General features: G+C 68.8%; 23 protein-coding genes. 12 read left to right on the forward strand and 11 right to left on the reverse strand.

Annotated features, from left to right (window positions below; translation table 11 throughout):
- Positions 1-18 precede the first annotated feature (18 nt).
- Positions 19-1,710 (reverse strand): sodium:solute symporter family protein, encoded by a 1,692-nt coding sequence (locus tag AC067M_RS22570; RefSeq protein WP_478698803.1) that lies wholly within the window; start codon positions 1,708-1,710, stop codon positions 19-21.
- Positions 1,711-1,850: 140 nt separating this feature from the next.
- On the opposite strand from AC067M_RS22570, the gene galT reads away from it, so the two are divergent.
- The 7 genes from galT (at position 1,851) to AC067M_RS22605 (ending at position 8,988) form a co-directional block, all read left to right on the forward strand.
- Complete coding sequence (galT, locus tag AC067M_RS22575; RefSeq protein ID WP_478698804.1) at positions 1,851-2,912, forward strand: galactose-1-phosphate uridylyltransferase; 1,062 nt, start codon at positions 1,851-1,853, stop codon at positions 2,910-2,912.
- Positions 2,909-3,877 carry a UDP-glucose 4-epimerase GalE gene (galE, locus tag AC067M_RS22580; protein ID WP_478698805.1) on the forward strand — a complete coding sequence of 323 codons (969 nt, stop codon included), beginning with the start codon at positions 2,909-2,911 and terminating at the stop codon, positions 3,875-3,877. Before galT ends, galE begins: the two co-directional genes overlap by 4 nt.
- Positions 3,877-5,031 (forward strand): galactokinase, encoded by a 1,155-nt coding sequence (gene galK / locus AC067M_RS22585; RefSeq protein WP_478698806.1) that lies wholly within the window; start codon positions 3,877-3,879, stop codon positions 5,029-5,031. Before galE ends, galK begins: the two co-directional genes overlap by 1 nt.
- A 190-nt stretch (positions 5,032-5,221) precedes the next feature.
- On the forward strand, positions 5,222-5,668 hold the full coding sequence (locus tag AC067M_RS22590; protein ID WP_478698807.1) for a hypothetical protein: 447 nt from the start codon (positions 5,222-5,224) through the stop codon (positions 5,666-5,668).
- 5 nt (positions 5,669-5,673) lie between these two features.
- Complete coding sequence (locus AC067M_RS22595) at positions 5,674-7,845, forward strand: hypothetical protein (protein ID WP_478698808.1); 2,172 nt, start codon at positions 5,674-5,676, stop codon at positions 7,843-7,845.
- Positions 7,845-8,507, forward strand: coding sequence for a hypothetical protein (locus AC067M_RS22600; RefSeq protein WP_478698809.1), 663 nt, complete (start codon positions 7,845-7,847; stop codon positions 8,505-8,507). The genes AC067M_RS22595 and AC067M_RS22600 overlap by 1 nt, the downstream gene beginning before the upstream one ends.
- A gap of 10 nt (positions 8,508-8,517) precedes the next feature.
- Positions 8,518-8,988: a hypothetical protein gene (locus AC067M_RS22605; RefSeq protein ID WP_478698810.1), complete on the forward strand. Its 471-nt coding sequence runs from the start codon at positions 8,518-8,520 to the stop codon at positions 8,986-8,988.
- 47 nt (positions 8,989-9,035) lie between these two features.
- On the opposite strand, the gene AC067M_RS22610 is transcribed toward AC067M_RS22605, so the two are convergent.
- On the reverse strand, positions 9,036-9,446 hold the full coding sequence (locus tag AC067M_RS22610; RefSeq protein ID WP_478698811.1) for a hypothetical protein: 411 nt from the start codon (positions 9,444-9,446) through the stop codon (positions 9,036-9,038).
- A gap of 28 nt (positions 9,447-9,474) precedes the next feature.
- Positions 9,475-9,918 carry a GNAT family N-acetyltransferase gene (locus AC067M_RS22615; RefSeq protein WP_478698812.1) on the reverse strand — a complete coding sequence of 148 codons (444 nt, stop codon included), beginning with the start codon at positions 9,916-9,918 and terminating at the stop codon, positions 9,475-9,477.
- A gap of 270 nt (positions 9,919-10,188) precedes the next feature.
- Between AC067M_RS22615 and AC067M_RS22620 the strand changes: the two genes are divergently transcribed.
- Positions 10,189-10,956: a LuxR C-terminal-related transcriptional regulator gene (locus tag AC067M_RS22620; RefSeq protein WP_478698813.1), complete on the forward strand. Its 768-nt coding sequence runs from the start codon at positions 10,189-10,191 to the stop codon at positions 10,954-10,956.
- On the opposite strand, the gene tamR is transcribed toward AC067M_RS22620, so the two are convergent.
- On the reverse strand, positions 10,915-11,412 hold the full coding sequence (gene tamR / locus AC067M_RS22625; RefSeq protein ID WP_133928724.1) for a MarR family transcriptional regulator TamR: 498 nt from the start codon (positions 11,410-11,412) through the stop codon (positions 10,915-10,917). The two genes, AC067M_RS22620 and tamR, sit on opposite strands and share 42 nt — an antisense overlap.
- Positions 11,413-11,527: 115 nt before the next feature.
- Here tamR and AC067M_RS22630 point away from each other — a divergent pair, with 115 nt between their 5' ends.
- The 3 genes from AC067M_RS22630 to AC067M_RS22640 all read left to right on the forward strand — a co-directional run bounded on the left by AC067M_RS22630 (position 11,528) and on the right by AC067M_RS22640 (position 12,942).
- Entirely contained in the window at positions 11,528-12,337 is an 810-nt protein-coding gene (locus tag AC067M_RS22630) for a trans-aconitate 2-methyltransferase (RefSeq protein WP_478698814.1), read from the forward strand.
- Positions 12,337-12,705, forward strand: coding sequence for a VOC family protein (locus AC067M_RS22635; RefSeq protein ID WP_478698815.1), 369 nt, complete (start codon positions 12,337-12,339; stop codon positions 12,703-12,705). The genes AC067M_RS22630 and AC067M_RS22635 overlap by 1 nt, the downstream gene beginning before the upstream one ends.
- Positions 12,706-12,768: 63 nt before the next feature.
- Positions 12,769-12,942 carry a CsbD family protein gene (locus tag AC067M_RS22640; protein ID WP_478698816.1) on the forward strand — a complete coding sequence of 58 codons (174 nt, stop codon included), beginning with the start codon at positions 12,769-12,771 and terminating at the stop codon, positions 12,940-12,942.
- 56 nt (positions 12,943-12,998) lie between these two features.
- Here the strand turns inward: AC067M_RS22640 and AC067M_RS22645 are convergent, their stop codons facing one another.
- Positions 12,999-13,676 (reverse strand): TetR family transcriptional regulator, encoded by a 678-nt coding sequence (locus AC067M_RS22645; RefSeq protein WP_478698817.1) that lies wholly within the window; start codon positions 13,674-13,676, stop codon positions 12,999-13,001.
- The gene (locus AC067M_RS22650) at positions 13,673-14,680 is read right to left on the reverse strand and encodes an acyl-CoA desaturase (RefSeq protein WP_478698818.1); all 1,008 of its coding nucleotides are present in this window, start codon (positions 14,678-14,680) and stop codon (positions 13,673-13,675) included. The genes AC067M_RS22645 and AC067M_RS22650 overlap by 4 nt, the downstream gene beginning before the upstream one ends.
- A gap of 305 nt (positions 14,681-14,985) precedes the next feature.
- On the opposite strand from AC067M_RS22650, the gene ppc reads away from it, so the two are divergent.
- The gene (ppc, locus tag AC067M_RS22655) at positions 14,986-17,715 is read left to right on the forward strand and encodes a phosphoenolpyruvate carboxylase (RefSeq protein ID WP_478698819.1); all 2,730 of its coding nucleotides are present in this window, start codon (positions 14,986-14,988) and stop codon (positions 17,713-17,715) included.
- Positions 17,716-17,781: 66 nt separating this feature from the next.
- Here ppc and AC067M_RS22660 read toward each other — a convergent pair whose 3' ends face one another.
- From AC067M_RS22660 to AC067M_RS22680, 5 genes are all read right to left on the reverse strand, one after another.
- A complete protein-coding gene (locus tag AC067M_RS22660; protein WP_478698820.1) occupies positions 17,782-18,525 on the reverse strand; it encodes an LPXTG cell wall anchor domain-containing protein in 744 nt (247 codons plus the stop codon).
- A 132-nt stretch (positions 18,526-18,657) separates the two neighbouring features.
- The gene (locus AC067M_RS22665) at positions 18,658-19,149 is read right to left on the reverse strand and encodes a hypothetical protein (protein WP_478698821.1); all 492 of its coding nucleotides are present in this window, start codon (positions 19,147-19,149) and stop codon (positions 18,658-18,660) included.
- A 58-nt stretch (positions 19,150-19,207) separates the two neighbouring features.
- Positions 19,208-19,810, reverse strand: a complete 603-nt coding sequence (gene pth / locus AC067M_RS22670) for an aminoacyl-tRNA hydrolase (protein WP_478698822.1) — start codon at positions 19,808-19,810, stop codon at positions 19,208-19,210.
- A gap of 76 nt (positions 19,811-19,886) precedes the next feature.
- The gene (locus AC067M_RS22675; RefSeq protein ID WP_478698823.1) at positions 19,887-20,483 is read right to left on the reverse strand and encodes a 50S ribosomal protein L25/general stress protein Ctc; all 597 of its coding nucleotides are present in this window, start codon (positions 20,481-20,483) and stop codon (positions 19,887-19,889) included.
- 195 nt (positions 20,484-20,678) lie between these two features.
- Positions 20,679-21,653, reverse strand: a complete 975-nt coding sequence (locus AC067M_RS22680) for a ribose-phosphate diphosphokinase (protein WP_478698824.1) — start codon at positions 21,651-21,653, stop codon at positions 20,679-20,681.
- Positions 21,654-21,726 lie beyond the last annotated feature (73 nt).

Here is a 21,726-nt window from a genome sequence, read left to right on the forward strand (position 1 = left end):
CGCAAAGCACTGGCGGGCTCAGAACGAGAACGGGATGTAGCAGGCCGCAGCCAGGATCACCGCGCCCCACCCCAGCAGCGCCGGCTTCCGGTACCAGGCGTCGTCGCCCGCCGCCGGCGGCTCGGCCATCCCCGGAGACCGGGTGCCGTACACGAGACCCTGAAGCTCCTCCTCCGGCTTCGGCGCCGTGAACAGCGACACCGCCACCATCACCACCGCGCCCGCCACGAAGCCCGCGATCGCCGAGACGAAGTTCGCGCCCTGGTCGGAGGGGATCGAGATGATGTCCTGCTTGTAGAGGACGAAGTAGTTGATCATCGCGGCGGTCGTGCCCGCGAGCAGGCCCCAGAACCCCGACTTCATCGACGCCCGCTTCCAGAACATGCCCACGATGAAGACCACGAACATCGGCACGTTGAAGAAGCTGAACAGCGTCTGCAGGTAGCTCATGATGTTCGAGAAGGACGACGCCAGGAACGCCGTGCCGACCGAGGCCGCGACGCCGATCGCCGTGATCAGCCGGCCGAAGCGGACGTAGTACGCGTCCTCCCGGCCCCGCACCACGTACCTCGCCCACACGTCGTTCGTGAACACCGTGTTGAAGGACGACACGTTCGCCGCCATGCCCGCCATGAACGCCGCCAGCAGACCGGTGACGGCGATCCCCAGCACCCCGTTCGGCAGCAACCGCGCCATCAGATACGGGATCGCGTCGTTGTACTGGAGATCCGAGTCCGCCGTACCGATCTTCGGGACCAGGACCGCCGCCACCAACCCCGGGATCATCACCAGGAAGACGATGAAGATCTTCGGGTAGGCCGCGATCAGCGGCGTCCGCTGCGCCGCCGACAGGTTCTTCGCCGACAGAGCCCTCTGCACCTCCGCGAAGTTCGTCGTCCAGTAGCCGAAGGACAGCACGAACCCGAGCCCCAGCACGATCGTCAGCCAGTTCGCCCCCAGCGGGTTGTCGCTGCCGATGCCCGTGCCACCCCACGCCGTGACGAAGTCGTCCCCGTGCGTCTTCGTCAAGGAGTCCGTCAGGCCGTCCCAGCCGTTCACCCGCTTCAGGCCGAGCACGGACAGCGGGATCAGCGCCGCGAGGATCACGAAGAACTGGAGCACCTCGTTGTAGATCGCCGAGGACAGGCCGCCCAGGGTGATGTACGCGAGGACGAAGGCGCCGGCGACGACGATCGCGACCCACTGCGGCCAGCCCAGCAGCGCCTCGACGACGATCGCCAGCGCGTACAGGTTCACTCCCGCGATCAGGATCGCCGCGAAGGCGAAGAGCAGCGAGCTGAGCAGATGGGCCGCCTTGTCGAAGCGCAGCAGCAGGAACTCCGGGACCGAGCGGACCTTGCTGCCGTAGTAGAACGGCATCATCACCAGGCCGAGGAAGACCATCGCCGGGATGGCGCCGATCCAGTACCAGTGGACGGTGTAGGCGCCGTACTGCGCGCTGTTGGCGGCCATGCCGAGGATCTCGGTGGCGGCCAGGTTGGCCGAGATGAAGGCGAGGCCGGTGATCCACGCGGGCAGGGAGCGGCCGGAGAGGAAGAAGTCCAGGCTGGTCTTCACCGAGCGGCGGGCGGCGAAGCCGATGCCCAGAACCACGACGAAGTAGATCCCGAGGATCGTGTAGTCGAGCCAGTTCGTGGGGAGCCGCAGCTCCGCCGCGAGACCTGTCGCGAGAGGTGTGGGGTTTCGCATGCACTGCTCGCTTCTTTTGGTGTTCTTTGTTTGATTGTGATGGTGACGAACGTGGTGGTTTGTGGTTTGATGTGTTTGCTTCTGTTGAGTGCTTTGAGCGCCTTGAGTGCCTTGAGCGGTGTAGGGATGGGGAGTCCGGCGTGAAGAAGACTTCGACCCGGCTGGCCGACGGTCGTGAGCTGATCTACTACGACCTGAAGGACGACTCGCTGCGTGACGCGGTGGACCGGCGCCCCCTGGAGCGGACCGTCACCACTTCGGAGGTACGCCGCGACCCGCTGCTCGGCGACTCCGTCGCCGTCGCCTCGCACCGCCAGGGGCGCACCTACCACCCGCCGGCCGACGAGTGCCCCCTGTGCCCCTCCCAGGGCGAGCGGCTGAGCGAGATCCCGGACTCCTCGTACGACGTCGTCGTCTTCGAGAACCGTTTCCCTTCGCTCGCCGGTGACTCCGGCCGCTGCGAGGTCGTCTGCTTCACGTCCGACCACAACGCGTCCTTCGGAGACCTCACCGAGGAGCAGGCGCGACTGGTGCTCGACGCGTGGACCGACAGGACGTCCGAGCTGTCGCATCTGTCCTCCGTGGAACAGGTGTTCTGCTTCGAGAACCGCGGCGCCGAGATCGGTGTGACCCTGGGGCACCCGCACGGGCAGATCTACGCCTACCCCTTCACCACGCCCCGCACCGCCCTGATGCTGCGCCAGCTGGCCGCCCACAAGGACGCGACCGGCGGGGAGAACCTCTTCGACGCCGTCCTGGCGCGTGAACTCGCCGACGAGCGGGTCGTCCTTGGGGGTGAACACTGGGTGGCATTCGTGCCGTACGCGGCGCACTGGCCGTACGAGGTCCACCTGTACCCGAAGCGCCGCGTGCCCGACCTGCTCGGCCTCGACGAGGAGGCGCGCACAGAGTTTCCCCAGGTCTATCTGGAACTCTTGAGGCGCTTCGACCGGATCTTCGGCGAGGGTGAGCCTCCGACGCCGTACATCGCCGCCTGGCACCAGGCGCCGTTCGGCCAGCTGGAGGAGTTCGACGGCGTCAACCGCGACGACTTCGCGCTGCACCTCGAGCTTTTCACCATCCGCCGCACTTCCGGCAAGCTGAAGTTCCTCGCGGGTTCCGAGTCCGGCATGAACGTGTTCATCAACGACGTGCCGCCGGAGCGCGCGGCCGAGCGACTGCGAGAGGTAGCGAGTTCATGAGCGGGAAGTATCTGGTCACGGGCGGTGCGGGGTACGTCGGCAGCGTGGTCGCCCAGCACCTGCTGGAGGCGGGGCACGAGGTCGTCGTCCTGGACAACCTCTCCACCGGCTTCCGCGAGGGCGTCCCGGCCGGTGCCTCCTTCGTCGAGGGCGACATCCGCGACGCTGCCAAGTGGCTGGACGCCTCCTTCGACGCGGTCCTGCACTTCGCCGCGTCCTCGCAGGTCGGCGAGTCGGTCGTGAAGCCCGAGAAGTACTGGGACAACAACGTCGCCGGCACGATGGCGCTCCTCGGCGCCATGCGCGAGGCCGGCGTGAGCAAGCTCGTCTTCTCCTCCACGGCCGCCACCTACGGCGAACCGGAGCAGGTCCCGATCGTCGAGACCGCCCCCACCCAGCCGACCAACCCCTACGGTGCCTCCAAGCTCGCCGTCGACCACATGATCACCGGCGAGGCGAACGCTCACGGCCTGGGCGCGGTCTCCCTGCGCTACTTCAACGTGGCCGGCGCCTACGGCGCGCAGGGCGAGCGCCACGACCCCGAGTCGCACCTCATCCCCCTCGTCCTCCAGGTCGCCCAGGGCCGCCGCGAGGCGATCTCCGTCTTCGGCGAGGACTACCCGACGCCCGACGGCACGTGCGTACGCGACTACATCCACGTCGCCGACCTGGCCGAGGCCCACCTGCTCGCCCTCAAGGCCGCCCAGCCCGGCGAGCACCTCATCTGCAACCTCGGCAACGGCAACGGCTTCTCCGTCCGCGAGGTCATCGAGACCGTCCGCCAGGTCACCGGCCACCCGATCCCCGAGGTCGTGGCCCCCCGTCGCGGCGGCGACCCGGCGGTCCTGGTCGCCTCCGCCGCCACCGCCCGCGAGAAGCTGGGCTGGAACCCGTCCCGCGCGGACCTCGCGGGTATCGTCGCGGACGCGTGGGAGTTCGCGCAGAACATCGCTAGGGAGCAGTAGTGGGCGCAGAGCAGGTACGGGACGGCTTCGTCGAGCTGTACGGAGTCGAGCCCGAGGGCGTGTGGTCGGCACCGGGCCGGGTCAACCTGATCGGCGAGCACACCGACTACAACGACGGCTTCGTGATGCCCTTCGCACTGCCGCACACCGCGGTCGCGGCGGTCTCCCGGCGCGAGGACGGCGTCCTTCGGCTGCACTCCTCCGACGTCGAGGGCGGCGTGGTCGAGCTGCGGCTGGACGAGCTGGCCCCCGAGGCGGACAAGAACTGGACGGCGTACCCCGCGGGCGTCGTCTGGGCCCTGCGTGAGGCCGGCCACCCCGTCACCGGAGCCGACGTCCACCTCGCCTCGACGGTCCCGTCGGGCGCGGGCCTGTCGTCGTCGGCGGCCCTGGAGGTGGTCATCGCGCTCGCGCTCAACGACCTCTACAACCTCGGCCTCCAGCGCTGGCAGCTGGCCCGCCTGTGCCAGCGCGCCGAGAACGTCTACGTCGGCGCCCCCACCGGCATCATGGACCAGACCGCGTCCGCCTGCTGCGAGGCCGGCCACGCCCTGTTCCTCGACACCCGTGACCTGTCCCAGCAGCAGATCCCCTTCGACCTGGCCGCCTTGGGGCTGCGCCTGCTGGTCGTCGACACCCAGGTCAAGCACGCCCACAGCGGCGGCCAGTACGGCAAGCGCCGCGCCGGCTGCGAGAAGGGCGCTGCCCTCCTCGGCGTCGACGCCCTCCGCGACATCCCGTACACCGACCTGGACGCGGCCCTGGCCCGCCTCGGCGACGAGGAGGAGGTACGCCGCCTGGTCCGCCACGTCGTCACCGAGGACGAGCGGGTCGAGCGGGTGGTGTCCTTGCTGGAGTCGGGCAAGACCCGCGCCATCGGCCCGGTCCTCACCGAGGGCCACGCCTCCCTCCGCGACGACTTCCGCATCTCCTGCCCCGAACTCGACCTGGTCGTCGACACCGCCCTCACCACCGGCGCCCTCGGCGCCCGCATGACCGGCGGCGGCTTCGGCGGCTCCGCGATCGTCCTCGCCGAGGCCACCGACGTCGACACCATCACCAAGGCAGTCGAAGAAGCCTTCACCACGGCAGGCTTCACGGCCCCCCGCGTCTTCGAGGCGGTGCCTTCGGCGGGGGCAGAGCGACTGAGCTGAGCCGCGCTCACCAGCCCTTCGAGGGACCGCACCGGCCCCGTACGCATTGGTCGCGTACGGGGCCGACGTGCGGTGTCCGGGCCTTTGCGTACGGTCTGTACGACACGGATCAGCCCTTGCCCCCCGCCGAGTTGGCGAAGGGCCGGTAGCGTACGCCTGATCACTGCGTCGTCACGGGGAGGGGCCACGCATGGCGTGGGAGGAGTGGGAGCAGCTGAAGGCCAAGGCGGCCGGACGGCAGTCCACAGGAATGCAGCTCAATCAATACCCGGCAGACCAGGGCGGGGACGGCACGCAAGGAGACCTCGTAGCGGGGCAACAGGACCTTGAGGCGGTCGGCAAGGCTGCCCATGACCTGTTCGAGGACTTCACGACGTACAGCGGCCACGCACGTGTGGCTTCCGTTGCGGCCGCAGGCGGACTGAAGAGCGACGGCTTCTCTCTGGGGGCCGCGCTGGAGCACGTGGCGGAGCGCTGGAGCGAGCAGACGAAGACCCTGCTCGACGCCTGTGCCCACATCTCCAACCACCTTCGCTTCACGAAGAACCAGCACGCTGCCGACGAGTCGTACATCGCCGGCACGGTCAGCAGCATCGCCCTGCTGGACGAGGGCTTCGACGACCGGAAGGGCCACTGACGCCGATGGACCTCGACGCCCTGCGCTACGGCAACTTCGCGAAGCTCGGTGAAGCGGTCACCGACTGGGAACAGATGACGAAGAAGCTCGCCGACCTGCAGAAGGATGCCGAGAGCAATCTCAAGGCCAAGGCGGACAAGGCCAAGTGGGCGGGGGTCAACGCCACCGTCAGCCGCGAGTTCATCACCAAGACCGCCGCCGAGTTCGCCGACGCGCACACGCAGGCCGACTCCATCACCAAGATCCTCAGCGATACCCGTGGCGAGCTCATCGAGTTCCGCACACAGGTGAACGACGCCATCGCCCGAGGCGCGAAGCAGAATCTGACGGTGATCGACACCGGCGAAGGTTCGTTCACGGTCACAAGGAACACCCGGCCCGATTGGGCCTCCGACCCCAGCGGAAAGTCCGACGCGGCGGACCAGAAGGCGGTGACCGACCTCTGCGACGAGATTCAGGGCATCCTGAGCAAGGCGACGGAGAGCGACAACAGCGCCGCGAAGGTCCTGCGGCTGCTCGTCGACCAGGCCAAGTACGGCTTCACCGACGCCTCCTACCCGGACCGGGACTCCGCGGCGAAGGCTGTCGCCGCGGCGGAGAAGCTGGCGAAGATGGCCAAGGATCCGGCCGACATGACCCTCGAGGACATCGCCGACTTCAACCGCACGACGGAGTTGTACAGCGGCGACTCGCTGTTCGCCGAGCAGTTCGCGACGCGGCTCGGCCCCAAGGGAACGCTCCAGTTCTGGACCGAGATGACCTACGCTCACGCCGGCGCCAGGGGCTCGGAACTCGAGACGATGAAGAGCCTGCAGAACAACCTGAGCCTGACCCTGGCCACGGCCTCCTTCTCGGACTCCGCCGCCATGCAGGATTGGAAGAAGGACCTCATCGGCGAACGGAACACCAACTTCCGTGCCGCGGACTCCTTCAACCCCGTCGGTGCCCTCGGCTCCCAGGTCATCAGCAGTCTTATGCGGCAGGGCCAGTACGACACCGAGTTTCTCGACGACTACCGGGAGAAGATCTTCAAGGCCGACAAGGGGGCGGGGGACGCGGGCACCCGTGACCTGTGGGTCAAGGGCTACGACGCCCTGGACCTCGTCTTCGGCGACGGCAACGGCCGGGACCCGCTGGAGGGCCTTTTCGAGGGCCTCTCCCACAATCCCGAGGCGGCGACGAACGCGTTCGAGTCCAAGCCGGACCTGGACCACATGCTGGGCACCACCGTGTACACGAACCGTGGGGAATCCCTGGGACGCGCCCTGGAGGCCGCCACAACCGGCGCGGTCGTGGGCGACACCAGCCAGCCGGCCCCGCCGCACAGCGAGACGCAGGTGCGGATCATGAAGAACATCATGGAGGCCGTCGCGCAGCCCGGGGGCGGCGCGGACCTCGTGAGCAAGGGGTTAGGGGAGAGCTTCGGCAACATGGCGGCCTCCTACATGCCGGAAATCAGCCAGACGCTCGCCGGCCATGGTGCGGAATTCGTCTTCCTCACGAACAGCGACGACCCCGACGGCCTGGAGCAGGTCCCGAACGTCGTCAGATTTCTCTCCGCGGTGTCCACCGACCCCGACGGAAGGGCGGGAATCATCCTCGGGGAGAGCATCTACACCAGCACGCTCCTCGAAACGCACCTCACCGACCCGTCGTTGTTCGACGGCTCAGATGAGCAGGTGCTCGCGAACATCGGCAAGAACGCGGGGACCATCGAGGGCATAGTTGCTCACACCTTGGCGGACGACGAAGTGCGAGCAGCCGTCAAGGGCGAGACGGAGTACAACGACGCTCTCAAGGCGAAGGGGGACTTCGCCAAGACATGGGTCGCGATCGGTCTGGCTAACGTGTCGGTCCCTGAGGCGTACGGAGGGGCGGCCATGGGGGCCGTGGGCGGAGGAATGCTCGGAGCCGTCGCCGGGTTGGCCGTCGACCGTGTACTCGAGGGCCAGAACCTCGAGGGCGCCAAGGACGAGGCCCTCTACGCCAGCGCCATGGACTTTTACGAGTCGCGGGACTCGGTGAGTCAGCAGGCGCAGTGGGCCGCGCAGGACACCATCGACCGGAACGGCCTGGATCTTCCCAAGCAAGGCACCAGCGACCTGGTTCGTGATGCCGTGAACAAGGGTTATGACGCCAGTAGCGAGTTGCTGAGCCGGACGAAGGAGCGCCCCTAGTGGACAAGTCGGCGTGGAGTCGGGGAGCGATCGCCACCTGGGAGAGTGGGAAAGGCTTCCTCCTCGGCCTCCTGATTCTTTGTCTTGTGGGTGGTGGCACTTGGCTCTTCATGATTAAAGGTCTCTATCTTCTGCCGGAAAACATGTGTGAGGGCACGCTTAAGCGGGGCGTGGTGACTCAGGTCCTGCCGCACGTGCGATCGGCGGAAGACGGCTCCGGCCGTCTAGGCGCAGGAGAAAGCTTCAGTTTCTCCTGCTACGTGCATACGAGCAGCGCTTCGTCCCTGTGGGGCCGAGCTGAAGTCGAACCCGCTACCAAGGAGCACTGGCTCGAAAGTTATCGTGGAAGTGGAGAGCCTAACCGGATCGTCAGTGTGTCCGTCGATGGGATAGAGGCTCTGGCTCAGCTCGACCTCGACGACGCCGTCGCGGGCGTGTTCGTGCCCTGTATTCCCCCTGTCGTCCCCTCCTACAACGCCTCCGAGACCTACGCGGTCATCACCGAGGTGAGTGTCAGCGGAGACGCCAAGGCCACTGGCACGGCACTACGACAGATTCTGACCGACATCGCCTATCGCCTCACCGAGCACACCTACAAACTGGCCGAGTGTAAGGAAGCCCGCGAGTTTCCCGACGAGCTTCCCCGCTACGAGGACGTCTGAGGGGCCGGTCGTGAAGGACGAGGAGATCGTCAGGTACTTCGACGGTCGCGGTCAGGTCGAACTGCGGATCGGCCGCCACGCGGCCGCTTCGCAGATGCGCCGGATCGAGCAGGTCGCCCATCAGCTCGGCTACCGGCTGCTCTCCAGCGTCAATCGCCGCAGGTTCGGCTGGCAGCTCGTCTACCAACGCGACGACTCCCCTCTCGCCCGCCGCCGTGCCGAGCGGACCATCCAGCGGTTGCGCAGCGGCGGCCCGGTGATGCCCGAGTTCGTTGAGCCACCGCCGCTGCCACCCCCTCCACCGCCTCTCGCGGGGCCCCCGCCCCAACCCCGGCCGGGGCTCCCGGTGCCCGACGGTCCGCCTCCGCCGCCGCCCGTCACAGGGCCGGCGAGTCCGGGCGTGCCGCCCCGCCCGGGTTACCCGCCTCCGCCCGCGCCGCCACCACCGCCGGCCGTCACCCCGGCCTCCGACGCGGAATGAAGTGCCCCGGCTGGTGACGACAGCCCGCCGACCGGGCGGCCGACCCGTCAGGCGTAGTAGGCCCTGTACCAGGCGGACTGCCGGGCGGGCGAGAAATCCTCGAAGTCGCCGGCGTCCTCGCACCGCAGCAGGTGCCGCAGTGCGGCTGCGGCTTCGTGTGACGGGTGGGTGGGGAGGTAGTGCTTGGTGAGGGCCAGTCCGCTGCCGCACAGGAGCTGTACGTCGATCGAGGCGTCGGCGTCCATGCCGGCCGTCTTGGCGCGCCAGATCAGCAGCACGTCGTCGAGGATTCCGGCGTTGAACAACTGGACGCAGGCCAGCTTCATCAGCTCCGTGTTGCCCTGTCCCTGCGCCGCGCGTTCGCGCTCCGTGTGTCGGGCCAGCAGTTCACGCACGTCGTCGAGGTCTCGGCCGTCGGGCCGCAGGCCGTGGCGCTCCAGCCAGGTGTCCTCGTCCATCGCCGTCCCTGTTCTCCCGTCTCCCGGTTCACCCCAACCTCTTCGTCAACGTGAACTCCGTGACCCCCGGCGGGTAGTCCTCGATCGCGCACACCACCTCGTATCCCCGCCGTTTGTAGAACTCCGGGGCCTGGAAGTCCCAGGTCTCCAGGCGGGACCGGGTGCAGCGACGCTCCTCGGACGCGACGCGTTCCGCCTCGGTGAGGAGGTGGGTGCCGAGGCCCCTGCCGCGGTGATGGGGGGCGACCCAGAAGTACGTGATGTGGAGCCAGGTCGTCCAGGTGTGGCCGACCAGGCCGCCGGCCATGGCGCCGGTGTCGGTCAACGCCCAGACGTGGAGGGGGTGTTCGCGTTCGGCGGGGGTGCCGCGCAGGGCGCGTAGTACGGGGGAGGCCGACGTGTCGGAGTCGCGGAGCCGGGAGCGGAGAAGATCGCGCCGGGATTTGTCGACTTCTGTCTCGATACGAAACATGCGGCACACCATAAACGCCCAGGACAGCCAGTTCTGCAAATCGACTTCCGCTCCTGCCTCCCGCCCGTACCCTGATGAACAGCACCGGTGGGGGCCGGTGCTGATCAGGGGGCGAGACAAGTCGGGTACGACGCCCGCAGTGGGGGTAGCAGTTTCTGCACGGCGGCGGCCGTGCGGTGGCGACCCCTCGGGGCGTCGTATCCGCGCCGGTCGTCGTTCTCCGGGCCTGGGTATCCCCTGCTCCTTCAGGAGCTTGGGGAAGGGGGTTTCGTGGTTCGCATCCGAGTCCTGGTCGTCGACGACCACCGTATCTTCGCCGAGTCACTCGCCGCGGCCCTGGCCGCCGAGCCCGACGTCGACGTGTCCGCCGCCGGCAGCGGCCCGGCCGCGCTGCGCAGTATGGAGCGCGCGGCGGCCGAGGGGCGCCGCTTCGACGTGCTGCTCGTCGATGCCGATCTGGGCGGGAATCTGCCGGGCGTACGGCCTGCCGTGCCCGTGCAGGAGGTGGGCGAGGACGGGCTCGTCGACGGGATCTCCCTCGTCGCCGGGGTCCGCACAGCGCAGCCCGCCGTACGGATCGTCGTGCTCGCCGAGAAGGACGATCCGCGCCGGGCCGCCCTCGCTCTGCAGGCGGGGGCGTCCGGGTGGGTGGCGAAGGACTGCTCGCTGTCGCGGCTGCTCACCGTCATCCGGGGGGTGCTGCGGGACGAGACGCATCTGCCGCCCGCCCTGCTCACGAGCGTGCTGCGCGAGCTGACCGCCGCCCGCAAGCACCGCACGGAGAGCGAGCGGTTGGTGGAGTCCCTCACGCCCCGCGAGCGTGAGGTGCTGCGCTGCATGGTCGCCGGGCTGGGGCGCAAGGCGGTCGCCGAGCGGCTGTTCCTCTCCCCGCACACCGTCCGTACCCATATGCAGAACGTCCTCGGCAAGCTCGGCGTCCACTCCACCCTCGCCGCCGTCGCCCTCGCCCGCCGCGCCGGGGTGGGTCCCGTGGATCTAGCCGGGGATGTTGTCGAACGGGGCGGTCAGCTGGCGTAGCAGGCCCGCCAGCTCGCCGCGCTGCGCTCGGGAGAGCTCGGCGAGGATCGCGCGCTCCTGGTCGAGGAGTCCGGCGAGGGCCTGGTCCGCGCGGTCGCGGCCCTCGGCGGTGAGGCGAACCAGCACGCCGCGCCGGTCGCTCGGGTCGGGGAGGCGCTCCACCAGGCCCTTCTTGGCCAGGCGGTCGATCCGGTTCGTCATCGTGCCCGATGTGACGAGTGTCTGGGTGAGCAGTTGACCGGGTGAGAGCTGGTACGGCGATCCCGCGCGCCTCAGCGCGGTCAGGACGTCGAACTCCCACGGCTCCAGCTGGTGCTCGGAGAACGCCAGACGGCGTGCGCGGTCCAGATGCCGGGCCAGTCTGCTGACCCGGCTGAGCACCTCGAGCGGTTCCACGTCGAGGTCCGGGCGCTCCCGGCGCCACGCAGCGACCAGCCGATCGACCTCGTCCTCCATGACGATCAGTGTAGTGGTTGTGTCGACATGAAGTCTCTTGACGTCAAGAGACTTTCGGGGGGAGGGTGGACGTGACCCGACCTCGCCCCCGGCGACTTCCGAGGGAGGCCCCGCCATGCCCGCTCCTGTCTGGGACCCCGCCCAGTACCTGCGTCACGCCGGCCACCGCGCCCGCCCCTTCACCGACCTCCTCGCCCGCGTCCCCGGCCTCCCCGGCGACCCGCCCCGCATCGCCGACCTCGGCTGCGGCCCCGGAAACGTCACCGCCCACCTCGCCGACCGCTGGCCCACCGCCCGCGTCACCGGCTACGACAACTCCACGCAGATGCTCCAGCAGGCACAGGCGTACGCCGGACCCACCCCGGGCGGCGGACACCTCGACTTCGCCCACGCCGACGCCGTCACCTGGGCGCCCCCGGAGACGTACGACCTGATCGTGTCGAACGCCGTGCTCCAGTGGGTCGAGGGGCACCTCGACGCCTTCCCGGCCTGGCTCGACGGCCTCGCCCCCGGCGGGACCCTCGCCTTCCAGGTCCCCCACAACATCGACGCGCCCCTGCACACCCTCATGCGTGAGCTCGCCGGCACGCCCCGCTGGAAGGACCGGCTCGCCCACGTCCTGCGCCGTACGGACTCTGTGCACGCACCCGGCGTCTACCTCGACCGGCTCGCCCGCCTCGGCTGCGAGGCCGACGTGTGGGAGACGACGTACCACCACGTCCTGCAGGGTGACGACGCCGTCCTCGACTGGGTCAAGGGCACCGGCCTGCGCCCCGCCCTCACCGCCCTCGCCGACGACCCCGAGGCCCGCGACACCTTCGTCGCCGAATACCGCGACCTGCTCCGCGAGGCCTACCCAAGCACCGGCTACGGCACGGTCCTGCCCTTCCGCCGCCTGTTCGCGGTGGCCCGGAAGGGGGCTTGATGCTCACCGCCGTCGACCACGTCCAGCTCGCGGCCCCACCCGGCTCCGAGGACCTGCTGCGCCCCTTCTACATCCACGCCCTCGGCATGACGGAGATCCCCAAGCCGCCCGCCCTCGCCGCGCGGGGAGGCTGCTGGTTCCAGGCGGGGAGCGTGCAGCTGCACCTCGGCATCGAGGCGGACTTCCGCCCTGCGAAGAAGGCACACCCGGGGCTGCGGGTCACGGGCATCGACGCGTACGCCGCCCGCCTGGAGGCGCGGGGCGTGACGGTCACCTGGGACACCGGCCTTCCGGGCCACCGGCGCTTCTACGCCGAGGATCCGGTGGGCAACCGGTTGGAGTTCCTGCAGCCCGCCGGCAACGTTTGAGCGGTACCCCCCGGGTTACCCGCTGTGACGACACCGGAGTCAATCAAGTGGGAGTGATCGACGGTGGCACACGAGCAGAAGTCCAAGGCGAAGGCGGAGCAGGCCAAGGGCAAGGCCAAGGAGGCCGCAGGCCGCGCGGTGGGCAACGAGAGGCTGGAAGCCGAGGGCCGGACCGAGCAGGCCAAGGGCGACGCACGTCAGTCCAAGGAGAAGGCCAAGGACGTCTTCCGGCACTGACGACGACACACATGAGTGGGCCCCCGCCCCGACGGGAGGGGGCCCACTCGTGTGCCTCAGGCCTTCCGCCGCCCGATCAGGTGAGGCTTCGCCTCCAGTCCGTCCAGGCCGTGCCACGCCAGGTTCACCAGATGCGCCGCCACCTCCGCCTTCTTCGGGCGGCGGACGTCCAGCCACCACTGGCCGGTCAGGGCGACCATGCCGACCAGGGCCTGGGCGTAGAGAGGGGCCAGCTTGGGGTCGAAGCCGCGGCTCTTGAACTCGCGACCCAGGATGTCCTCCACCTGGGTGGCGATGTCCGAGATCAGTGACGCGAAGGAACCCGTCGACTGCGGGATGGGGGAGTCACGGACCAGGATGCGGAAACCGTCCGTGGACTCCTCGATGTAGTCCAGGAGGGCGAAGGCAGCCTGCTCGCACAGCTCGCGGGGGTGACCGGCCGTGAGCGAACTCGTGACCATGTCCAGCAGGCGCCGCATCTCACGGTCCACGACGACCGCGTACAGGCCTTCCTTGCCGCCGAAATGCTCGTACACCACCGGCTTGGACACCCCGGCCTTCGCCGCGATCTCCTCCACCGACGTGCCCTCGAAACCTTTCGTCGCGAACAGCGTGCGGCCGATCTCCAGCAGCTGCTGGCGACGCTCCGCCCCGGTCATCCGGGTGCGACGCGCACGCCGCGGCTTCTCATTGCTCGGGGTGCTGCTGGAGTCGGTCGCCACGGCGTCAATCATGCCGCCTCGGCCGTCTCCTTCCGGCGCCGGGAGCCGTCTTCACCGGTGTTCCGGCGCGAATCGATACGCGAGCGTGACGGCCAGCGCACGTCGTACGCCCAGCCGAGCTTCTCGAAGATGCGGATGAAGCGCGCCGAGGAGTCCAGCTGGCCCCGCATCACACCGTGCCGCGCCGACGTCGGGTCCGCGTGGTGCAGGTTGTGCCAGGACTCCCCGCACGACAGGACCGCCAGCCACCACACGTTGCCCGAACGGTCCCGCGACTTGAAGGGCCGCTTGCCGACCGCGTGACAGATCGAGTTGATCGACCACGTGACGTGGTGCAGCAGGGCCACCCGGACGAGGGAGCCCCAGAAGAAGCCGGTGAACGCGCCCCACCAGGACATCGTCACCAGACCCCCGATCACAGCGGGCAGCGCCAGCGACACGACCGTCCACAGCACGAACTGGCGGGAGATCGCACGGATCGCCGGGTCCCTGATCAGATCCGGCGCGTACTTCTCCTGCGGCGTCTGCTCCTCGTCGAACATCCAGGCGATATGCGCCCACCACAGGCCCTTGATCAGCGCCGGAACCGTCTCGCCGAACCTCCACGGCGAGTGCGGGTCACCCTCCGCGTCCGAGAACTTGTGGTGCTTGCGGTGATCCGCCACCCAGCGGACCAGGGGCCCCTCCACCGCCATCGAACCCATGATCGCCAACGCGATCCGCAAGGGCCGCTTGGCCTTGAAGGAACCATGCGTGAAGTACCGGTGGAAACCGATCGTGATGCCGTGGCACCCCAGGAAGTAGAAGAAGACCAGCAGGCCGAGGTCCAGCCAGCTCACCCCCCACCCCCAAGCCAGCGGCACCGCCGCGAGCAGCGCGAGGAACGGGACGGTGATGAAGAGCAGAAGGGTGATCTGCTCGATCGAGCGTTTCTGCTCCCCGCCCAGCGTGGCCGAGGAAACAGCGTCGGCACTCGCCTTCTGGGCGTCTTGGATCACGTCGGAGCTTGAGGTCATGGGCGTCCCCTGTGGGGTCGAGAGGTGTGGAAGATGCCGGGTACACAAACCGAGCGGGAGTCGAGCGGGACTCACCTACGGTTCCGTAACCTACGGCGTCGTAAGTATGGCAGCGTGTCGCCCCGCGGCAAGAGCCCGAGAGTCTGCGCGTCCACACCGACACCTATCCTGGGAGTCGGTCGGACAGCGCGGTCCGCTCTGAATCCTTCCCGGATGTATCGCCCGTATGCGGCACCCGCCGCGCCGGAGCCTCTGTCCGGGTACCCCCTCCCAGACGAGCTTCAACACTGCAAGGAGCCGCACCTGTGAGCAGTGCCGACGACCAGACGACGACCAGCAGCGAACTGCGCGCCGACATCCGCCGACTGGGTGACCTCCTCGGCGAGACCCTCGTCCGCCAAGAGGGCCCCGAGCTCCTCGACCTGGTCGAAAAGGTCCGCCGCCTCACCCGCGAAGACGGCGAGGCCGCAGCCGAGCTGCTGCGCGGCACCGAACTGGAGACCGCCGCCAAGCTCGTCCGCGCCTTCTCCACCTACTTCCACCTGGCCAACGTAACCGAACAGGTCCACCGCGGCCGCGAACTGCGCGCCCGCCGCGCCGCCGAGGGCGGCCTCCTCGCCCGCACCGCCGACCGCCTCAAGGACGCCGACCCCGAGCACATCCGGCAGACCGTCCGCCACCTCAACGTCCGCCCGGTGTTCACCGCGCACCCCACCGAGGCCGCGCGCCGGTCGGTACTCAACAAGCTCCGGCGCATCGCCGCACTCCTGGAAACCCCCGTCATCGAGGCCGACCGCCGCCGCTACGACATCCGCCTCGCCGAGAACATCGACCTCGTCTGGCAGACCGACGAACTGCGCGTCGTACGCCCCGAACCCGCCGACGAGGCCCGCAACGCCGTCTACTACCTCGACGAACTCCACGCCGGCGCCGTCGGCGACGTCCTCGAGGACCTCACGTCCGAACTCGAACGTGTCGGCGTCACCCTCCCGGACGACACCCGTCCGCTCACCTTCGGCACCTGGATCGGCGGCGACCGCGACGGCAACCCCAACGTGACCCCCCAGGTCACCTGGGACGTGCTGATCCTCCAGCACGAACACGGCATCAACGACGCCCTGGACATGATCGACGAGCTCCGCGGCTTCCTCTCCAACTCCATCAGGTACACCGGAGCCACCGAGGAACTCCTGGAATCCCTGCAGGCCGACCTCGAACGCCTGCCCGAGATCAGCCCCCGCTACAAGCGCCTCAACGCCGAAGAGCCCTACCGCCTCAAGGCCACCTGCATCCGCCAGAAGCTCGAGAACACCAAGCAGCGCCTCGCCAAGGGCACCCCCCACGAGGACGGCCGCGACTACCTCGGCACCAGCGAGCTCCTCACGGACCTCACGCTCATCCAGACCTCGCTGCGCGAACACCGCGGCGGCCTCTTCGCCGACGGCCGCATGAACCGTACGATCCGCACCCTCGCCGCCTTCGGTCTCCAGCTCGCCACCATGGACGTACGCGAACACGCCGACGCCCACCACCACGCCCTCGGTCAACTGTTCGACCGCCTCGGCGAGGAATCCTGGCGCTACGCCGACATGCCCCGCGAGTACCGCTCCAAGCTCCTCGCCAAGGAACTCCGCTCCAGAAGGCCCCTCGCCCCCACCCCGGCCCCCGTCGACGCCGCCGGCGCCAAGAGCCTCGGCGTCTTCCAGACCGTCAAGCGCGCCCTGGAGGTCTTCGGACCCGAGGTCATCGAGTCCTACATCATCTCCATGTGCCAGGGCGCCGACGACGTCTTCGCCGCCGCCGTCCTCGCCCGCGAGGCCGGCCTGATCGACCTCCACGCCGGCTGGGCCAAGATCGGCATCGTCCCGCTCCTGGAGACCACCGACGAGCTCAAGGCCGCCGACACCATCCTGGAGGACATGCTCTCCGACCCGTCCTACCGGCGCCTCGTCGCGCTCCGGGGCGACGTCCAGGAGGTCATGCTCGGCTACTCCGACTCCTCCAAGTTCGGTGGCATCACCACCAGCCAGTGGGAGATCCACCGCGCCCAGCGCCGCCTGCGCGACGTCGCCCACCGCTACGGCGTACGCCTGCGCCTCTTCCACGGCCGCGGCGGCACCGTCGGCCGCGGCGGCGGCCCCTCCCACGACGCCATCCTCGCCCAGCCCTGGGGCACCCTCGAAGGCGAGATCAAGGTCACCGAACAGGGCGAGGTCATCTCCGACAAGTACCTCATCCCCTCCCTGGCCAGGGAAAACCTCGAACTCACCGTCGCCGCCACCCTCCAGGCGTCCGCCCTGCACACCGCACCCCGCCAGTCCGACGAGGCCCTCGCCCGCTGGGACGCCGCCATGGACGTCGTCTCCGACGCCGCCCACGCCGCCTACCGCCGCCTCGTCGAGGACCCCGACCTGCCGACGTACTTCCTCGCGTCGACGCCGGTGGACCAGCTCGCCGACCTGCACCTGGGCTCCCGGCCCTCCCGCCGCCCCGGCTCCGGCGTCTCGCTCGACGGACTGCGCGCCATCCCCTGGGTCTTCGGCTGGACCCAGTCCCGGCAGATCGTCCCCGGCTGGTTCGGCGTCGGCTCCGGCCTCAAGGCCCTGCGCGAAGCCGGCCTCGACACCGTGCTCGACGAGATGCACGAACAGTGGCACTTCTTCCGCAACTTCATCTCCAACGTCGAGATGACCCTCGCCAAGACCGACTTGCGCATCGCCCAGCACTACGTCGACACCCTCGTCCCCGACGAGCTCCGCCACGTCTTCGACACCATCAAGGCCGAGCACGAGCTCACCGTGCGCGAGGTACTGCGCGTCACCGGAGAGAAGGAACTGCTGGAGGCTCACCCCGTCCTCAAGCAGACCTTCACCATCCGCGACGCCTACCTGGACCCCATCTCCTACCTCCAGGTCACCCTCCTCAAGCGCCAGCGCGACGCCGCGGCCGCCGGCGAAGAGCCCGACCCGCTGCTCGCCCGCGCCCTGCTCCTCACCGTCAACGGCGTGGCGGCCGGCCTGCGCAACACCGGCTGACGCCGGACACGACAGTGCCCCCGGGGACCGATCGTCCTCGGGGGCACTACTCGTTCCGCCGCGGAATCAGCCTCGCTGAGCCCTCCGACGGCGCACAACCAGGAAGCCACCCGCGGCCACCAGCGCGGCCGCGACCCCCGACAGCAGCCCGGCCGGGGCACTGCTGCCCGTCTCGGCCAGATCGCCGCCGCCCGGCCCGCCCGGGGCCACGGACGCGGACACCGACGCAGAGGCAACGGGGCTGTCGGACGGCGACGCCACCGGCTCCGAGCCCGTTCCAGCCGACGGCTCGGAGCTCGTGCTGCCCGACGGCTCAGGGCTCGTGCTGCCCGACGGCGTGGAACTCGTGCTGCCCGACGGCTCCGGCGAACCGCTCGGCGTACTGCCCCCGGTCACCGGGCAGGTGTGCGACAGGTTGAACAGCTTCAAGTCACCGCCCTGCACCTCGGCGACCGCCGACGTCAGCTCCGCACCCGGCAGCGACCACACGTACGCGTGCTTGTCCGACGGCGGACCGAAGTCGGTCACCACCTGCTGCCCGCCCGGCTGGAAGGTCACCGTCAGCTTCACGAAGTCCGTCGAGTTGCCCGGCAGCACGAAGTGCCAGCCGTCCTTGCCGTCGGGGACGCCGGGGCACTCCGCCCGCGACTCCTGCGGGGCGCCCCCGTCCGCGGTGGTCGCCGTGCGCGGAAGCTGCTGCCGCAGCTGCACGGTGTACGTGTCGTCGCCGGTGGCATGGGCGGCGGGAGCCAGCAGGAACACAGCCGAGGACGTGGCGACGAGAACGCCGGCACGGGAGAAGCTACGCATGGGCAGTCCATCTTCGAGTAACGAACGGAAGATGTGGAGGGGGCGGCTCAGCATCCAGCCCCAGCCGTGACCAGGTCAAGCACGAACAGGCAACACTCGTCCCCTCCGCCGCCCCGGAGAACGGCGCAACCCTCAGATCGTCACGAACGCAGCCGTGAGCAGAGTGACCCCCGCTCCCGCAAGCACCCACCCGGCCCGCACCCGCCCCAGCCCACCCGCGACCACCACCGACGCCAGCAGCAGCGCACCACCCAGCGGAATCCACGCGAACAACACCCCCGCCGGCCCCGACCGCACCACGTCGTCCGACCCCGGCTTCACCACCACCGTGTACGTCTGCCCGTCGCGCACCGCCACCGACTTCTCGATGACGACCCGCTTCCGCGCGGACGCCCCCTGCGACATCGGCGTGAACGGCCCCGAACACGTGTCCTCACCACACCGCGTCACCTCGACCGTGCCGCTCTCCCGCCCCTTGGTCAGCATCACGTGCTGAGCTGAACCCCACGAAGCCCAGACCCCCGCGATCAGGATCAACACGGCAACCGTCCCCATCGCCGCGAACCGCCCGAACCGCAACGCGACGAAAGAGGCCTGACGGGAGGAGAGGGCTGTGGCAGGCATGGCCGGGATCATTGGCCATACCCGGACGGCCAGTCAACTCAGCCCAGCATCGGACAAGTCAGGAGTTGTACGTACCCTGCGCCCGCTCCAACCCCTCGATCACCAGACACTCCACAGCATCCGCCGCCCGGTCCACGAAATAGTCCAACTCCTTGCGCTCCGCCGACGCGAAGTCCTTCAACACGAAGTCCGCGACCTGCATACGACCCGGCGGCCGCCCGATCCCGAACCGCACCCGGTGATACTCCGCACCCATCGCCTTCGTCATCGACTTCAGACCGTTGTGCCCGTTGTCACCGCCCCCCAGCTTCAGCCGCAACATCCCGTAGTCGATGTCCAACTCGTCATGGATCGCCACGATATGCGCCAGAGGCACCTTGTAGAACTCCCGCAGCGCGTTCACCGGACCCCCCGACAAGTTCATGAACGACATCGGCTTCGCCAGGATCACCCGGCGATTCGCCGGACCCGGCGGACCGATACGCCCCTCCACGACCTGCGCCTGCGCCTTCCCCGCCCGCTTGAACCGGCCCCCGACCCGCTCCGCCAGCAGATCGGCCACCATGAAGCCCACGTTGTGCCGGTTACCCGCGTACTCGGGCCCCGGATTGCCCAGCCCCACGATCAGCCAGGGGGCGTTGGCATCGGTCGTCACCTGCATATCTCCTTGATACGCGCCGACCGCCGCCCCCGGGAGGGAGCGGCGGCCGGCCAACGAAAGAAAGGGGGAGCGAGGATCAGGCCTCGGCGACCTCTTCGCCCTCGGCACCCTCTGCGCCCTCGACGGCCTCCTCGGCCTGCGCGGCCAGCACCTGCAGGACGACAGCGTCCTCCTCGACGGCCAGCTTGGTGCCCGACGGCAGGGGGATGTCCTTCGCGAGGATGGAGTCACCGGCCGTCAGGCCCTCGACGGAGACCGTCACGGACTCGGGGATGTGCGTGGCCTCGGCCTCGACCGGCAGCGCGTTCAGCACGTGCTCCAGCAGGTTGCCACCCGGCGCAAGCTCGCCCTCGGTGTGCACGTAGATCTCGACGTTGACCTTCTCGCCCCGCTTGACCAGCAGCAGGTCCACGTGCTCCAGGAAGCCCTTGATCGGGTCACGCTGCACGGACTTCGGGATCGCCAGGTGGTTCTTGCCGTCGATGTCCAGCGCGATCAGGACGTTCGGCGTACGCAGCGCCAGCAGCAGGTCGTGACCCGGCAGCGTCAGGTGCAGCGGAGCCTCACCGTGGCCGTACAGGACACCCGGGACCTTGTTGTCACGGCGGATACGACGCGCGGCACCCTTGCCGAACTCGGACCGCGTCTCGGCGGCGAGCTTCACCTCGGACATGTGGATCACTCCTCGTAGAACATAGGAACGGACGTGGTCACCCGGCCACGAACGGCCTGCTACGAAGAGCGCGTCGATAACGGACAACCGCACCCCCGTCAGAAACGGAGTACGGCCTCCCTCGCCGAGCAACTGGAGCAGTCTACTCGGCGAGGGAGGCCGTAGAAAAGTTGATCAAGCGGAAGCTCGTACGCCCTACTGCTCGTCGAACAGGCTCGTCACCGAACCGTCCTCGAACACCTCACGCACCGCACTCGCGATCGTCGGCGCGATCGACAGCACCTTGATCTTGTCCAGCTCCAGCTCACCCGGAGTCGGCAGCGTGTTCGTGAAGACGAACTCACTCACCTTCGAGTTCTTCAGACGATCGGCCGCAGGCCCCGACAGCACACCGTGCGTGGCCGTGACGATGACGTCCTCCGCACCGTGCGCGAACAACGCGTCCGCAGCCGCGCAGATCGTGCCACCGGTGTCGATCATGTCGTCGACCAGGACACAGACACGACCCTTGACCTCACCCACGACCTCGTGGACGGTCACCTGGTTCGCCACGTCCTTGTCACGACGCTTGTGCACGATCGCCAGCGGCGCACCCAGACGGTCGCACCAACGGTCCGCGACCCGCACCCGACCCGCGTCCGGGGAGACCACGGTGAGCTTGTTCCGGTCGACCTTCCCACCCACGTAGTCCGCCAGCAACGGCAGCGCGAACAGGTGGTCCACCGGACCGTCGAAGAAGCCCTGGATCTGGTCCGTGTGCAGATCCACGGTCAGCAGGCGGTCCGCACCCGCCGCCTTCATCATGTCCGCGATCAGACGCGCCGAAATCGGTTCACGTCCACGGTGCTTCTTGTCCTGCCGCGCGTAACCATAGAACGGCACGATGACGGTGATGGAGCGGGCCGACGCACGCTTCAGCGCGTCGATCATGATCAACTGCTCCATGATCCACTTGTTGATCGGAGCCGTGTGGCTCTGGATCAGGAAACAGTCCGCACCACGCGCCGACTCCTGATACCGCACATAGATCTCACCGTTCGCGAAGTCGAAGGCCTTCGTCGGGACAACCCCGACACCCAGCTGGTGGGCGACCTCCTCGGCAAGCTCGGGGTGGGCGCGGCCGGAGAAGAACATCAACTTCTTCTCGCCGGTCGTCTTGATCCCGGTCACAGCACTGTCTCCTCAGAGGTTTCTCAGCTGGCTGGCGAGCGACCTCGGCTGGGCATGAGAGGTCGTCTCAGCT

This window comes from Streptomyces sp. NPDC043427, assembly GCF_056436655.1.